At 46.4% G+C, this 17,795-nt stretch carries 8 protein-coding genes; all 8 read left to right on the forward strand.

Annotated features, from left to right (window positions below):
• Positions 1-3 precede the first annotated feature (3 nt).
• Positions 4-1,662 carry an FAD-dependent oxidoreductase gene (locus ABZD21_RS03255; RefSeq protein WP_372772877.1) on the forward strand — a complete coding sequence of 553 codons (1,659 nt, stop codon included), beginning with the start codon at positions 4-6 and terminating at the stop codon, positions 1,660-1,662.
• A gap of 95 nt (positions 1,663-1,757) precedes the next feature.
• Positions 1,758-4,067, forward strand: a complete 2,310-nt coding sequence (locus ABZD21_RS03260) for a glycoside hydrolase family 95-like protein (RefSeq protein ID WP_372772878.1) — start codon at positions 1,758-1,760, stop codon at positions 4,065-4,067.
• Positions 4,068-4,205: 138 nt separating this feature from the next.
• Positions 4,206-5,000: a DUF1961 family protein gene (locus ABZD21_RS03265; protein ID WP_372772879.1), complete on the forward strand. Its 795-nt coding sequence runs from the start codon at positions 4,206-4,208 to the stop codon at positions 4,998-5,000.
• Positions 5,001-5,125: 125 nt separating this feature from the next.
• Positions 5,126-7,357, forward strand: a complete 2,232-nt coding sequence (locus tag ABZD21_RS03270; protein ID WP_372772880.1) for a sialate O-acetylesterase — start codon at positions 5,126-5,128, stop codon at positions 7,355-7,357.
• Between the two features lie 12 nt (positions 7,358-7,369).
• Positions 7,370-9,862, forward strand: a complete 2,493-nt coding sequence (locus ABZD21_RS03275; RefSeq protein ID WP_372772882.1) for a glycoside hydrolase N-terminal domain-containing protein — start codon at positions 7,370-7,372, stop codon at positions 9,860-9,862.
• 17 nt (positions 9,863-9,879) lie between these two features.
• The gene (locus ABZD21_RS03280) at positions 9,880-11,592 is read left to right on the forward strand and encodes an arylsulfatase (RefSeq protein ID WP_372772883.1); all 1,713 of its coding nucleotides are present in this window, start codon (positions 9,880-9,882) and stop codon (positions 11,590-11,592) included.
• A gap of 52 nt (positions 11,593-11,644) precedes the next feature.
• Complete coding sequence (locus ABZD21_RS03285) at positions 11,645-14,284, forward strand: TIM-barrel domain-containing protein (protein WP_372772885.1); 2,640 nt, start codon at positions 11,645-11,647, stop codon at positions 14,282-14,284.
• 18 nt (positions 14,285-14,302) lie between these two features.
• Positions 14,303-17,794: a hypothetical protein gene (locus ABZD21_RS03290; RefSeq protein ID WP_372772887.1), complete on the forward strand. Its 3,492-nt coding sequence runs from the start codon at positions 14,303-14,305 to the stop codon at positions 17,792-17,794.
• Position 17,795 lies beyond the last annotated feature (1 nt).

The following is a 17,795-nucleotide window of genomic DNA, read 5'->3' on the forward strand; positions in this document are numbered from 1 at the left end:
AATATGAGAACAAATACCATAGTCCTGTTTTTTCTGGCATTGCTCGTTTTCTGCGGGTGCAGTAATTTCAAATCGACCAAATCATCAAACCCTGATGTGGTAATTTATGGAGGTACATCGGCTGCGATAACTGCTGCTGTTCAGTTGGCTCAAATGAACAAAAACGTGTTGGTTGTGTGTCCCGAAAAGCACATTGGTGGCTTGTCGGCCAGTGGTCTGGGATTTACTGATGTGGGTGATAAGAGTGTCATCGGCGGACTTTCGCGCGAATTTTATCACCGCGTATACCTGCACTACCAAAACAAGAACGCCTGGAACTGGCAACCACGTGGCGAGTACGACAATCAGGGGCAGGGAACCACAGCGATCGATGATAGTATGCAAACTATGTGGACGTTTGAACCGCATGTGGCTGAACAGATTTTTGAGGAATTTGTGGCTCAAAATAGCATCACCATCCTTCGCGACGAATGGCTCGACCGTGAAAATGGCGTTGAAGTAGTTGATGGCAAAATCAAATCCATCACCATGTTAAGTGGCAAAAAATTCGAAGCCGAAATTTTCATGGATGCCACCTACGAGGGCGACCTGATGGCTGCTGCCGGAGTGAACTACCACGTTGGACGCGAGGCCAACAGCGTATACAACGAAACATGGAATGGTGTGCAGAAAGGCGTATATCACCACAGTCACAATTTTCAGCAACTCAATATTAGCCCGTATGTCATCCCAGGGGACTCTACAAGTGGCGTTTTACCTCGTATCTCAACCGAGCCTCCGGGCGAAAACGGTTCGGGCGATAAACGTGTACAGGCCTATAATTACCGTTTATGTACCACCAATGCCGAAGGAAATGTGGTGCCTTTTGAAAAGCCCGGGAATTACGATCCTGCTCAATACGAGTTGCTGAGACGAGTGTTCAGAGGCGGACGATATTCGATGTTTGGAGGAGGTAAAATTCCGAATCACAAAAGGGATGTCAACAATGTTGGCCCTTTTAGCTCCGACAATATTGGCATGAACTACGATTACCCCGAAGCATCGTACGAAGAACGAAAGGCAATTCTTCAGGAACACATCGACTACCACAAAGGCTTGCTTTATTTCTGGTGTACAGATGAAAGTGTTCCTGAGAACCTGAGGGATAAAATGAAAACCTGGGGTCTGGCCAAAGATGAGTTTGTCGATAACGGCCACTGGCCTTACCAAATTTATGTGCGCGAAGCACGTCGTATGATTGGCGAATATGTGATGACCGAAAATGAAATTTTGGGCCGTCAGAAAGTTGATAAGCCAATCGGTATGGGCTCGTACACTATGGATTCGCACAATACGCAGCGCTACATTACCTCTGAAGGGTATGTGCAAAACGAGGGCGATCTGGGGGTTGATGCGGATCAACCGTACCAAATTCACCTGGGAACAATTCTTCCTAAAAAAGAAGAATGTAAAAACCTGTTGGTTCTAACTGCCGTTTCCAGCTCACACATTGCTTTTGGCTCCATCCGTATGGAACCGGTGTTTATGATTCTGGGGCAAAGTGCCGGGGTTTTGGCCGGAATGGCTGTTGAGGAAGGTGTTGATATGCATGATATAGCCTATGTTGAGCTGGCAGATGAACTGCACGCGCTGGGACAAATTTTGGCCGTTACGGATAAATAGAGTCAGATGAAACGAGAAAGTAAAAGGAAGCGGAGCTGCTGAGGGGGAAACATATCCTGCCTGTTTGCAAAAATCGATCACTAAATATTTCGCAAATGAAGACTAGAAATCGGATAACATATTGGATTGTTTTGGCATTTATGGTGTTGGCTTCTTGCAACCCAAAACCCAAAACCATCCAAAACAACATCAACTGGCCCGAATTTTTGGCGCAGCACGATTTGATCTGGGACGAGACCCCGTTGCAATGGAACGAAGGTGCATTCACCGGAAACGGTCAGGTGGGCATGATGATTTTTGCAACGATGAGTGATAATCGTCTGGATTTCCACATGGGACGGCAGGATGTTACGGATCACCGGCTGGCGCCCGGCAAAAAAACATCAATGGATGTGAAGGATGCCAGCTTGCTGGATTACTCCAGACTAGATATTGGTCGAATGGTCCTTCGTCCGGCCGGAAAAATCCAGTCCATAAAAGTTCGTCAGCATTTATGGAATGCCGAGGTTCGCGGAACTATTTTTACCGATTTGGGCGAGCTAACTTTTAGGGCTTTCACACCTTACGACCGTATGTTGAATGTAATTGAGGTTCGTTCAACCGAAAAAAACGACGGTGGTCCGGTGGATTACAAGTGGGAGTGGAAAGCCGGAAATCCGGTGTCGCCACGAACTTTGGCCATGCCCGACCGATACACGGATTACATCCCAAATCCAAACCCGGTTGTTTCGGGTGAAGGTGAAATTAAAACCTGTGTGCAAAGCTTGTTGGCAGGTGGCGATTATGCCACAGCCTGGTTGGAAAAGAAAAACAACGATACGGCGTCAACTTTGTATTTGTCAACAGCCAACGAAATACCTGCCGCGAATGAGTCGGTAAAAGTGGCGAGCCAGGCGGTTAAAGAAGCGGCTTTGCTTTCTGTTTCTGAAGTTGAAGAATCTCACCGCCAATGGTGGCACAATTATTTCCAAAAATCGTTCTTATCAATCCCCGATGGAAGAATGGAATCCTTTTACTGGATTCAACTTTATAAAATGGCAGCCTGCTCGCGTGCTGATGGCCCGGCACTCGACTTAAACGGCCCGTACCTGAAAGTAACATCATGGCCCGGACTGTGGTGGAACCTAAACGTTCAGCTTACCTACTGGCCGTTTAATACCAGCAATCACCTCGAGATTGCCGAAAACTACATCAAGCTAATTGATGATTACGGCGATGCCATGCTGAAGAACCGGTTTAGTGGCTCAAGCCTTGGCGACTATGCCTGGGCTTTGCACAACTACTGGCTAATCTACAGTTACAAAGGCGACTGGGAAGCCATTCAACAAAAATGGGTGCCCAAAGCTATGGACATAGCCAAAATTTACGAAGGCAAACAAGTAACCAATGAAAAGGGGCAGATTGAGCTAGTTGCCATGGGGTCGCCCGAATACAAAGGCTTTGAGAAGTTTAAAAACACAAATTATAATCTGGCGATTTTACGTTGGTTGTTGAATGCTTTAATTGAATCGAACGAAAAAGCCGGAGCCAATCTTGCCGAAGTTGAAATGTGGAAACAAACGCTCGATAACTTAATTCCCTATCCGGTTGATGAAAATGGATTAATGATTGGCAGTGACCAGGCTGTTGATATGTCGCACCGGCATTATTCGCATTTGTTGGCTTTGTATCCTTTGTTTCAACTCGACCCCGACTCGCCCGAGGATATGGCCTTGGTGGATAAATCGGTGGTGCACTGGCATAAAATTGATGATGGCAAAGGTTTGGCCGGCTATTCCTATACAGGTGCTGCCTCGTTGTACAATGCGCTGGGGCGCGGCAACGATGCCAACGACATTTTGCAGCATTTCCTGACCAAACAAATTGGCGGTGGTGGTGCCATATTGCTCCCCAATACCTTTTATTGCGAGGCTCATGGAAAGAATCCTGTTATTGAAACACCACTAAGTGCCGCTTCATCAATTATGGAATTTTTGCTTCAAAGCTGGGGCAATAAAATCAGGGTTTTCCCGGCTATGCCTGGCGAGTGGAACGAGGCTTCGTTTGATCAGCTTCGCGCACAAGGTGGATTTTTGGTTAGTGCATCGTATCGCGAAAACCAAACAGATTGGGTGGCCATAAAAAGCGAAGTCGGCGAACCTTGTGTCTTAAAAGTTCCGGGATGGTCGAAAGCCAAACAAATTGGCGGGAGCGAAAAAGTGAAAATTACCAAAATAGCTGAGGGCGAATTTGAACTTGCCCTAAAAAAAGGGCAGGAGGTCATTCTTTCTTCTTTAAATGAAGAAATTCAACCTGAATTGAACGCCGCCGGACATAAGCCAACTGAGCTTAACTTATACGGGGTGAAGAAGGGAATGAATTTTAAAGAAGAAATGGTCTATACGGTTCCTGAGTTTGAGTATTAACCGATTTATAACGGAAGAAGAAGATAATGCCCGTCAATGTCGTTACTTAGATAGTTTCAATCAATCTTGTGGTGGTCGGTGAGGGGCAGCAAGTGCCCGTTTTGTAAGAAATTTAATTTATTCGTAGAATTTGAAGTTATGGTAAGATCAGATTTGTTGTTAGGATTAGTTATTGTACTACTGTCGGTAGGGGCTTGTAAAGCCACAGAACCAACCGACTTTGAAAGCTTGAATTCATCTTCCAAATGGAAACTCGAATTATCCGATCCCTGTACAGCCAATTGGCAGGAAAACTGGTTTAAAGACGGCCTGATTTCGGTGGTTGAACAAAGTGAAAACGGTATGAACCTAATTGCCGGCCCCGAAAATCGAAACGATGCCCATCACACCGTGCTTTGGACCAAACAATCGTTTACGGGCGATTTGAAAATGGAGTACAACTTCACTCGAACTGATAGCCAAATCGTCAATGTTAATATCCTGTATATTCAGGCCGAAGGGATTGGCAAAGAGGGCAGAGGAAAGGATATTACCGAGTGGAACGAGTATCGTGATGTACCTACCATGAGCAAATATTATTACAATATGAATCCGCTTCATATTTCGTACGCAGCGTTTCCAATGGTGAATGAAGATCCTGATAACGACTACATCCGCGTACGCAAATATCCGGCCGAAGAAGGCCGTTTTGGTGAAACGGAAGTGCCTCCCGCATACGAGCGGACAGGCTTGTTCCTACCCGGAGTAACCTATCGGGTAACAGTAATTAAATCAAAATCGAAACTCTTTTTTCAGGTCGAAGGCGAAAACGGGAAGAAGCTTTTCTCCTGGGATCTGAAAGAAGGACAATCACCGGAAGAAGGTCGAATTGGCCTGCGGCACATGTTTACCCGGTCGGCGCAATACAGCGACTTTAAAGTTTGGACAAAATAAGTCGCAGAACAGGCATCAATTCCTTTCTTTTTTCGGGAAGGAAACCGGAGAAACTTCGGGCACAAACGGATGATGAGATACGAATTTGAAAACCGGTACAATAGTCAATTTGAAAACCCTAACCAATGAATCAGTATAAAATTCTGCTTACATTTTTCATTTTTAGTTTTGTTCAGCTTGCCAGTTTCTCGCAATCGATAAAATTTTCTGCAGCTCCCGAAGATTATCAGTTGTATGCACGTAATCAGGTTGATAGTGCAGAGGTGGTTATCGCAGGTGAGTTTAAAGGGGAACAAAATGTTGACGGGTTTTCGCTAAAAGTGTTTAAAGATGGCGTTCTATACAACCAGCAGAATGTGGGCGTAAAAAATAAGCGTTTTTACTGCTCCGAAACAATTCATGCGGGTTTGCATCAATTTAAATTTGAGTTATACAGCAGCGTAGATGGTCGCGAGAACCTTTGTTTTGCAGCCGACAGCGTTGTGTGTGGCGATGCCTACATCATTTCAGGTCAATCAAATTCTCACGCCAGTAGCAGCAAGTCAACCTATAGCAGTCCGTACTGCCGGAGCTTTGGTGTTAAAACCGGCTATGAACCCTACGACGAAGACGATAAACTTGTTCGCTGGGGAAGGGCAACGGGCAACTGTCCGGACCTGAAGGGTGTTGGAGGTTGGTTCCGGAAAAACAAGTTTGGTGTTGGCGTATGGGGCATGCAACTGATGAAATTGATTGTTGAAGAATACCAGATTCCGGTGTGCATTATCAACGGAGGTAGCGGTTCTTCATCGATTGAACAAAACATGCTGTATCCCGAGCAGCCTTCGTTGGAAACCAGTTTTGGACGGTTGGCTTACCGGGTTGCCCAGTCCGGATTGAAAGACCATATTAAGGCAATTTTATGGCATCAGGGCGAAGCGAATACTAAAACGGCAGATGCTTGGCGGTCGTATCCGCAAAACTTTCAGCAGCTATTGGCCGATTGGGATCGGGTTTACACTGGCGTTGAGAAAATTTATCTTTTTCAGCTTCATCCGGGCTGTGGTGGCGACTACCAATCTGAGTTGAGGGAAACTCAGCATCAGCTGGCTCTTCAGTCGGATCGGATAGAAATTATGTCGACAACCGGTGTGGACGGGCACGATGGATGCCATTTTTCCTACGAAGGATATTGCGAGTTTGCACAGCGTATTTTTCCGCTGCTTGCCCGTGACTTTTACGGCGAAAAAACCGACCGAACCATTACTCCACCTGCACTGCTCGAAGCAAGGTTCACAGGCGCGAACGAAATTACTCTGGAGTTTGATCAACCCATTCGTTTGGACGAACCCAACGAGGTGAACGGACTTGTTCATGAGCTGAAAGACCAGTTCTTCTTTTATAACGGAACAAGCGACACGCTGCTGTCGGATGTGGTGGCTCAGCTTGAAGTCGACGGCCAATATCTAACACTTCATCTAAAAGATCAGGCAACTTACCAGTCGGTTACGTACCTGCCCGGCCGATGCTATTTGAACACCAACGATGTCTACAATGGTCCGTGGATTAGAGGGGCTGAAAATAATCTGGGGGCTCTAAGTTTCACCCAAAAGCCAATCGTGCAGCCTTCAACTTCATCGGACAAAATACGGCCCGACTGGCACGGCTATAAAATGCTTGATTCAACGTTGAACGGAATTCCGTTTAAAGTCGTGTTTCCCCACAAAGCTAATCAGCAGCGAAATTGGATTTGGCGTGCCCGCTTTTGGGGAACTGAACCTCAAACAGATTTGGCTCTTCTCGAAGCAGGTTTTCATGTGGCCTATATTGATGTTGCAGGTTTGTTTGGCTGCGAAAAAGCGGTGAAAATCTGGGATGAATTTTACGATATGATGGTCGCCAACTACCAGTTGAACCCGAAAGTTGTGCTGGAAGGAATGAGCCGTGGCGGGTTGATTGTTTTCAACTGGGCCAACCGCAATGCCGAAAAAGTTGCCTGTATTTATGCCGATGCTCCGGTGTGCGATTTCAAGAGCTGGCCGGGCGGAAAAGGTTCCGGTGATGGTAATTCGCAGGCCTGGCAATCCTGCCTGACTCAGTATGGTTTTACCGAACAGGTGGCTTTGCTCTACCATGGCAACCCGATTGATCACATGGAACATGTTGCAGGTTTGAAAGTTCCGATCTTATGTGTTATTGGCGATGCTGACACGGTTGTTCCCTTTTCTGAGAATACCGCTTTGCTCGAAAACAGATTGAATGCGCTGGGCTGGGAGCTCAATATCATCCACAAACCTGGCGTTGGGCATCATCCGCATTCGCTAAAAGACCCAAAACCGATTGTCGATTTTATCCTAAAAAATACAGAAGGAATCTAAAAAGAGACTGAAATGAAGAATGTTTTAAATCTCGTTATATTGATTGCTTTGATTATGGGCGCCTGCACGCAAACCAAGCAATCGAACCTGCTACTTTGGTACAATGCTCCGGCAGCCGGCTGGAATGAGGCCTTGCCTTTGGGCAACGGGCGATTGGGAGCCATGGTGTTCGGAATACCTTCCAATGAAAATATTCAGTTGAACGAAGCAACGTTATGGTCTGGTGGCCCTCACCAAAACGACAACCCCGATGCCAAAGCTGCTTTATCCGGGATTCGGAAACTTCTTTTTAACGAAAAATACGATGAGGCCAGAAATTTGGCCAACGAGAAATTTGTGTCGCAAATTTCGCACGGCATGCCTTACGAAACGGTTGGAAACTTGCGGCTCAATTTTCCTGATCATGAAAAGTTCACCAATTATTATCGCGAATTGAATCTGGAAAACGCGGTAAACACAACCAAGTATACCGTCGACGGGGTTGAATTCAAACGCGAAGTCTTTACGTCATTTACCGACCAGGTGATTGTTGTTCGGCTAACGGCCAGCGAAAACGACAAAATCTCGTTCTCAGCCAATATGGATCGTCCGGCGCCTGCCGTTGTCAGTGTGTCAACCGAAGGAAATGATGTGCTAAAAATGACCGGGTTTAGTAACGACCGAAAAGGCAAACGAATTAAAAATGGGCCTGGCATAAAGGGGCAGGTCGAGTTTCAGTCGCGCCTGAAGATTGTGACCGATGGTGGAAGCCTGACTTCGAACGACAGCACATTGATGGTGACCAATGCGAACAGCGCAACGCTATTTGTTTCTATCGCGACTAATTTTGTGAACTATCACGATATCAGTGCCGATCCACATCAACTGGCGAGCGAATATATTGCAAAAGCAGAGCGAAAAAGCTACGAGCAGTTAGTAAACGACCATTCAGCGTTCTATCAAAGTTATTTCAACCGGGTTGCTTTAGATTTGGGGCAAACCGATTCAATTAAAAACCCAACCGATGTACGGATTGAACAATTTAGTAACGGGAACGATCCGGCGCTGGCGGCTTTATATTTTCAGTTTGGCCGGTATTTGTTGATTTCCTCTTCGCAACCCGGCGGACAGCCTGGTAATTTGCAGGGTATTTGGTGCAATCAACTCGATCCGCCCTGGAAAAGTGCCTATACCATCAACATAAACACCGAAATGAACTATTGGCCTGCCGAGGTGACAAACCTCGCCGAAATGCACCAGCCGCTTATCGACATGGTGAAAGATTTATCGGTTACCGGGCGTAAAACAGCTGCCGACATGTATGGTGCCGATGGTTGGGTGGCTCATCACAATACTGACATTTGGCGAATTTGTGGGCCGGTTGACGGTTCGTGGGGGGTGTGGCCCACCGGCGGAGTATGGTTGAGTCAGCACTTATGGGAAAAATATGCTTTCAGCGGGGATGTCGATTATTTGCGTTCAGTTTATCCGGCAATGAAAGGGGCGACCGAATTCTGCCTGAGTTTTCTATCTCCTGAACCCGAGCATGGCTGGTTGGTTATGTCGCCTTCCATGTCGCCCGAGAATGCGCCGCAAAATCATAATAAAGTGACCTTGTCGGCTGGCACAACTTTGGATAATCAGCTGGTTTTCGACTTGTTGAGTAAAACCGCGGAGGCTGCGCGATTGCTGAACACCGATGCTGAACTGATTCATAAAATTGAAGAAACAATTTCTCAGCTGCCACCCATGCAGGTGGGGCAGTACAGTCAGTTGCAGGAATGGCTGCAAGATTGGGATGATCCGGACGACAAGCACCGTCATGTGTCTCATTTGTATGGCTTGTATCCTTCCAATCAAATTTCACCCAAACAATATCCGGAGCTTTTTGAAGCGGCACGAAATACGCTTGTTCAGCGCGGTGATCCGTCAACCGGCTGGTCCATGAACTGGAAAATAAACCTTTGGGCGCGTCTGCTCGATGGAAACCACGCCTATAAGCTGATGGGCGACCAAATTAAGTTGGTGGATAGCAACGACCCGATGAAAAGAGGAGGAACCTACGCCAATATGTTCGATGCGCATCCGCCTTTTCAAATTGATGGGAATTTTGGCTTCACCTCCGGCCTTTCAGAAATGTTGGTGCAAAGTCATGATGGTGCGATTCAGCTTTTGCCGGCATTGCCCAATGTGTGGGCTGCAGGTCGTGTAACCGGTTTGCGTGCCAGGGGAGGCTTCGAAATTGAATCGATGGAATGGAAAAACGGCGGAATTGAAAAAGTGATTATTAAATCAACGCTCGGTGGTAATTGTCGAATTCGTTCCTACACCCGACTGAAATTGGAAAATACGGGCGAACTAATTGACGCGGCAGGCGAGAATCAAAATCCTTTTTATCGATCACCAGCTATTCAGAAACCAATTATTTCGGACGAAGCAAAATTGAAAGGATTGAATTTGCCTGCCACCCATTTGTATGATATTGCCACAAATCCGGGACAGCAACTTGTTTTGGTACAGATGTAAATGAAATATAGCAGGCGATGAAACGAATCAAACTACTAATAATTTTAAAGACGGCACTTTGCGGTGTCGCGTTCATGCTTTTCGTGTCGGCATGCGATACGGAAAAACCACAAAACTCCAGGCCTAACATTATTCTGATCATGTCGGATGATATGGGGTATTCGGATATTGGCTGCTACGGAGGCGAAATAAATACACCCATACTCGACGGACTGGCACAAAATGGATTGCGTTTTACTCAATTTTACAACGGGGCGCGTTGTTGCCCCACAAGGGCATCGCTTATAACCGGTCTCTATCCGCACCAGTCGGGGGTAGGCCACATGATGGAGAACAAAGGGCATGATAGTTACCGGGGCGACTTAAGTGAAAACGCTGTTACCATTGCTCAGGTCTTAAAGCAGGCCGGCTACGCTACTTATATGTCTGGTAAATGGCATGTAACTCCATACGATCCGGAAGATGAGAATCCTACAAAGCATAATTGGCCACTACAACGCGGCTTCGATAAATTTTTTGGTTCTATTCTCGGAGCCGGAAGTTTTTACGACCCGCCATCGCTTGCCCGCGCGAATGAATACATTGTTCCTTCGGACGGTTTTTACTACACCGATGCGATCACTGAAAATGCGGTCGATTTCATTAATAATCATAACGGCGACCAGCCCTTCTTTATGTATCTGGCGTACACCGCAGCTCATTGGCCAATGCATGCAAAACCGGAGGATATTGCCAAATACAAAGGTAGGTTCGACGATGGATGGGATGCACTTCGCCAAAAGAAATATGAGCGCATGAAGGAGATGGGCTTAATAAACCCGGAGTGGGAACTGTCTGAAAAAGACAACATTAAAGACTGGGAGACTGAAGACCGGAAAGCCTGGTACAGTTCGTTGATGGAGGTATATGCAGCCATGGTTGACTGCATGGATCAGGGCATTGGAAAGGTAATGAGCTCGCTCGACAAGAACGGAATGAAAGACAATACGCTTGTGTTCTTTTTGCAGGACAATGGTGGCTGTGCCGAGCAGTTTGGACTTTTTAATGAAATCAGGCCTTACTACAAAGATGTTAACGCCGACGATATAAAACCAATGGGTAAAGATGAACGGCAGAAAGAAATGGTGCCCAGATATACACGTGACGGTCGACCGGTAATGGGCGGAAAAGGCTTAACCCCCGGAGCTGATGACACCTACGTGGCTTACGACAGGCCATGGGCTAATGCCAGCAATACGCCATTCCGAATGTATAAACACTACGTTCACGAAGGGGGAATATCAACCCCGCTGATTGTTTACTGGCCGGCTGGAATTAAGGCGAAAAACGAGTTTCGGAATCAACCTTCCCATATCATCGACATTATGGCAACCTGTGTCGATGTATCAGGTGCAGTTTACCCGGAGTGGTTGAATGGAAATCCGATTGTCCCAATGGCCGGTGTGAGCCTTACTCCTGCATTTGATAACAAGGAGTTGGAACCACGGATTATTTGCTGGGAGCACGAAGGTAATAAAGCCATACGTGTTGGAAATTATAAGCTGGTGTCGAGATGGGAAAAAGGCTCGGAATATAACTGGGAATTGTATGATATGGAAACAGACAGAAGCGAAATGCACAACCTAATCGAGAATATGCCGGAGAAGGCGAGCGAGATGGAAAAACGGTGGAAAGAATGGGCCAGAGACACTGGCGTATTAACGTGGAAATCTTTTCAGCCGATTGAATAATCAGGCACAAATTTTAAACGAACCAAAAAAACGAAATACAAAACTTTATAGCATGCCAACTACTATGCGAATAATCATCGGATTGGTTCTGTTACACTCAATGATAACAGGATGTCAATCAAAATTTATTCATGAAATTCAAAAAAACGACAACTCAGTAACGATCCTTGGTGACAGCGTAACGATAAAACTCGAAATTATTGACGAGTCCATCATCCATGTTCAAAAAAGCCTGAAGGGTGATCGTGCCGAGGGGCTGCCCAACTATGTAACTGTTTTGGAACCGCAGAATGTAGCCTGGGAGTTGAAACAGAGCAACGAGCAGCTTGTCATTAGTACCGCTAAGTTGAATGTAGTTGTGAATAGCGATGGAACCATTGAATACAAGAACATCGACGGAGAGAGTCTGCTTTCCGAAACCAACGAACTTACCTACATTACTTCGAAACCGGAAGGAAGGAATATGGTGTCGCAGGCGTTTGTCGCCCAAGATGAGGCGTTGTATGGATTGGGGCAATATCAAAGTGGTATCATGAACTGGAAGAATGTGCCCGTTCGCCTGGAGCAATTTAACCAGGAAGTGGCGATTCCTTTTTTGGTATCCACCAAAAATTATGGAATTTACTGGAATAATTACAGTATCACCGACTTTAACCCCGCACAACATGAAATCGCTTTTCCCGAATCGACCACTGAAACCCAAAGTGGTGTGGTTGAAAAAGTGGACATGGATGTGGAAAATGTGATTAAGCACAAAACCACAGCGAACCAGGAAAAGAACATCCGCGAAACCACTTTCATCCCCGAAAAAACGGGCATGTACACCTTTTTTGTAGAAAGTGATAAGTTGAACCGGATGAAGGGCGAAATTCGTGTGACCATTGATCGAGATACCATTATCGATTACTCGACCATTTGGGTGCCAACCTGTTTTTCGGGTCGCAAAGAGCTTGAGGCAGGGAAAGAATACAAGGTGGTATTTCAAAATACAGGCGCAGCCATGGCCGGCAGTTTGCATTACAATGAGCCCGATTTTAATAAAACCGTATTTAGCAGCGAGGTCGGTAGTGTCATCGATTATTATTTTATGCACGGCAGTACGCCGGCCGAAGTGCTTGCGCTAAACCACAAATTAACCGGACAAACGCCTCTGTTTAATAAGAAAGCTTATGGCTTTTGGCAGTGTCGCGAACGCTACCATACCCAGGCTGAGTTGTTGGAAAATGCCCGGGAGATGCGAAAACGAAACATCCCGGTTGACTACATCATACAGGATTGGTTTTACTGGCCCGAAGGAACCAAAGGGCCCGAATGGGACCGGGCAAAATACCCCGATCCGAAAGCGATGGCTGACGAACTGCACGACCTGAACATGTTGCTGATGGTGTCGGTGTGGCCACAGGTAAACAACGATCCGCTGCTGAAAAAATACGACCTGCTTCAATATAAACTTGGCGAGAAAAACCATAATCTCGACTTCTTTAACGAAGGTGTTCGCGAGCGCTACTACAAAATGCTAAGCGATAGCATGTTTCAGTTTGGCGTCAATTCAATTTGGTTAGACGGAACTGAGCCGGCAGGTCGGCCAAATCTGGACCAGGCTACTGCAGTTGGCTCATTCAGGGCAGTAAACAATATTTACTCGCTGGTGGTAACCAAAGCCATGTACGAGGGAAAAGAAAAAGAGTACCCTAACGAGCGCATATTAAACCTAAACCGGTCGGCTTTTACCGGACAACAACGTTATGGTTCCGTTACCTGGTCGGGCGATGTGGCTTCAACCTGGGAGCAGTTTGCCGAGCAAATTTCTGCCGGATTAAACTTCACCATGGCTGGTTTGCCATACTGGTCGCATGATATTGGCGGTTTCTTCCGCGACTCAAACTCCATGAATCCGGTTTTCGACAATCAATACACCAATAACGAATTTGTTGAATTGTTGGCACGTTGGTTCCAGTTTGGCGCGTTTAGTCCTGTTTTCCGTATTCATGGTTATGTGTCAGAAACAGAAATTTGGCGCTATGGCCAGGCGTTCGAAGATATGGCTCGCAAGTTTATCGATTTACGCTACAAACTGATGCCCTACATCTATTCCGAAGCCTGGAAAATTAATCAACAGGGGCATGTCTTAATGAGTCCTCTGGCCTACTATTATCCCACCGATAAAAATACCTGGGAAATTAAAGACCAGCTCTTCTTTGGCGAGTCCATAATGGTCGGGTTGGTGACCGAATACCAACAACGGGAAAAAGAAATTTATTTACCCCAGGGTGAGTGGTTCAATTTCTGGACCGAACAGAAAGCAAGTGGCGGCACGACCGTTACGGTTGAAGCTCCTTTCGATAGCACCCCAGTTTTCGTGAAAGCGGGATCAATTATTCCAACGGGACCTAAAATTCAGTATGCGACTCAAGCATCCGCCGAGCCGTTACGCATAAAAATTTACCCTGGAAAAGATGCCGAGTACACCCTTTATTTCGACGATAATGAAACCCGTGATTATGAAAAGGGTGAATTCTCGGAAGTACGGTTCAAGTATACCGAGACCGATCAAAAAGTAACGGTGACCAAAGGAAACGGGACCTATCTAAACTTTACCGAAGCCCCAATGGACTTTACATTCGAGCTGGTAGGAACCGGAAAAACCAGTGACTTATCCTTTAACGGAGATGAATCTGTATTTAACTTTTAACATGGCGAAGGAATTAGAATGATGAGACTACGACTGATATTAATAGCGATAAGCTTTGTAAGCTTGGTTCAGGCGCAACCGGTAGCTTTTGTGGGGCAACCCGATTTTTCTGACTGGACCGGAATTTCAAAAGGAGAGAATGATGCTGCATTAATTGAATCAGGAGCTCCAATAAGCTTCAGCTATCCTGATGGGGAACACCAATATCGGGGATTCAAGGCCGTTTACGGACATGCCTCAGACTGGAGCAAATATGCCGGAGTAGCTTTTGAAGTGTACCTGGTGAACGAAGGGAATGCGGCTATTGATCTTGCATTTGAAGTAGCCGAACAGGATGCGGATGTGTTGAATCCGGTGAGCACCGCAAAAGTTCAGATCGCAGGATCCGGATGGCAATCGGTCTATATTCCCTGGGACTTGTTTGATTTAACCGAAGGGCAGAAAGGGGAAACCCTGCAAGCTGTAAAAAAGCTGGTTATAACGGTCGATTCACCACAAAACCCAACGATCCCGATCCGAAACGTTCAGGTTACAAAAGGTGAGTTAATTTATGTGGATGCCCCGATCAAAGGGAAATCAGTTGGTGGTGGCGGAAAAGTGGAGTATGAAGTTGAGGTTGGGAATACCAGCTCGGAAGAACAATACGTACAATTCTCGTTTTCAAAGTATGGATGGGAATCGATGGAGGCAGTGGTTGAGCCGGTAGGTGTTGAACTGATGCCCAATCAGATCAAAAAATGCAAAGTTATAGTCGACGTGCCTGCAAAGTTGCCCGAGGGGGTTCGCGAAAAACAGGTTTTAAAGGCTATTCCTAACGGAAAAGGTTCGGCTGCAGCAACACTTCAATTTACAACAGCAGTAAAAGTCCCTTTCCCGAATATCTTTTTTACACCCGATGAATGGCAAAAAGTAAGGGATAAAATCGAGAAATATAAGTGGGCAAAAGAACAGGCGTTGGAATACGACCAAAGAGCTCAGCGTTGGCTGGTGCCCCAGGTGTCCGCCTCTCCTCCAACGCGCGACCATCAGTTTGGTCAACATCTGTATCGTGAGCAAGATGCCGAAGAGATGTTCCATTGCGCGATTGCCTGGCAGCTAACGGGTAATAAAGAGTATGCCCAAAAATGTGTACTGTTTTTGCAGCGGCTGTCAAATGCCGAAAATGGCTATCCGACAACCTTGCGTGCAGGTGGAGCGAACTTTGTAAAAGAGGGAGGATTTTTTCAAAATGTAGCACGGGGATATGATATGATTGTAGACGCCGGTTTGTTAACAGCTGAAGATGAACAGCTAATCGAAAATACCTTCCGTTTGTATATTGATGTGGCCATTACACAGAATAGCGCCGGAGCTATTGGAAACTGGGATTTAAGCGAATTGTCAGGCGCCTTTTACTGTGCGCTTTCCATTCAGGATTTACATCTGGCAGAATACATCTTAAATATGCCCACCGGTATTTATCAGCAGTTGGCCCAGGGTGTGCTGAACGATGGTTGGTGGCACGAATGTGCTGTTGGCTACAATCTCTGGTGTTCCAGAATGTTTTCACAGATTGCCATTGCGCTTAAACCTTGGGGAATCAACTTCACCGATAAATTACTGCCCCTGGGAACCACTCCCAATCATTCGCTGTTGCCACGCAGAAACCGACCGGGCTTGTGGGGCATGAATTTTATGAAATGGGGTACGCTTAATAACAACGCAATCAGCATAAAAGACATGTGGGATGCACCGCTTGACTTTCTCGACTATCGAGGTGTGATGTTTGCCGTGAATGACGCCACCGAGGCTTTGGTTACCGGCGCTGATTACGAATTGGCTTATTACCTGTATCGCGATCCGGAATATGCCGCCATTGTTCGTCGAGGCCAAAAACGAGATTTGCTTTATGGTGTGCCGGAGTTGCCCGAAGCATCCTCAGAAAAAACCGGTAAATCGGCCTATGCCGACAATATGGGCATTGTGCAATTACGCTCGCAAAAGCAAAATAGGGAGCAGCGCGAACAAATTCAAGCGGTACTGCACTATGGAACTCACGGAGGAGGACACGGACATTACGACCGTACCCAATTGATTAGCATGATGCGCTATGGACGCAGTTTCTACAATCCGGAGATGTATTGGTATGGCTATTCGTCGTACTTGTACAAGTTTTTGGTTCAGGCTTCAATCAACAAAAATATGGTGGTGGTCGATCAAAAAATGCAGGAGCCTTCGGAGAGTTTCCGAAAGTTGTTTTATACCGGCGACCTAATGCAAGCTACTGCTGTTGAGTCGAAAGCACGTTGGATGAATCCTCCCTATATGGGGATGGTTTACGGAGGCAAACCGGTTACCGTTCAGGAGAAAGCGTGGTCAGAAAACCGAAGCCTGTTTATTCCAGAGGAACATCCTGGATATGGCGAGGTCACCGGATACACCGACTCAATTACCCAACGCCGATTAATGGTGATGATGGACGATTATATTGTGCTGGCCGATTACCTTCAATCTGACTCGGTTCGAACCTACGACTGGTTGATGCAGATTAAAGGATTCAAAGAGCTTAGTGCCGATAAAAAAGAGAATCTGCGTCACGATAACCAGTGGAATACCGATCCGTTGGGAGCTGCTCAGTTTACGACCGATTGCGACTGGTACAAAACCGACGGAACAGCTCGCTCCAAATTTGAAATGTGTTTCGGCCCGGGGTGCGACAACGAAGGTGCCCGCATGCGAAATTGTGAAGACGGCCCGCTCAAAATCGATGTGTTTAATGCCTGGCCCCGACAAAATGAAATTATGCTGGGGACTACACCCGAAGCTTTTGGCGTCAATAAACGAGTTTGGTACAGTGTGGCTGCCGATCAGCAGATTCTGGTGAACGACAGCACCGGAGCCTGGGTGTTGGGCGCTAAAGATGTTGAGGTGGATGTAGCTGGCAAAAACGAATTGGTGCTGACCACCGAAGTCGGAAATTCTGAAAACAACACCATTTTCTGGGGAAATGCCAAAGTGGTGTTGAAAGATGGATCAGAGGTGTTTTTGTCGTCACTGCCTGTCAGATACAACAATATGTTGCAACCAGCTGCTGTCGGACTGGATTACTATGGCGGTCCGGTTAAGATTCAGGGAGAACGAATGGACTACTCCACCCCGGGAATGCCTGAAAACAGGAACGTAAAGGCCACCGCTACAATCGATTTGTCCGGGATCGACGCCCTCTTATTCAAAGCCAAAATCGGGGGCGATTTTCCGCTGGGTGATGAAGCCTCGAGGAGAAAAACACTGGCTGCCAGAACAAAAGGGAAGGAAACCCGCTACTTGTCGGTTATTGAACCCTACGAAAGTGAATCGGTGATTAAATCGGTAACAGCAAAAAGTGCTAACCACCTGATCGTTGAGCTGCTCGACGGAAGGGTGCAGGTGATATCATTTAATGGCCTGGAAGGAGATGGGAATCGTATTGAAGTCTCGGTTAAAGAGTTGTTGAACGGGGAAATTATAAGAGAAGAACAGGCAAATAATTAGT

The organism is Mangrovibacterium sp. (assembly GCF_041596335.1).
Lineage (GTDB): Bacteria > Bacteroidota > Bacteroidia > Bacteroidales > Prolixibacteraceae > Mangrovibacterium.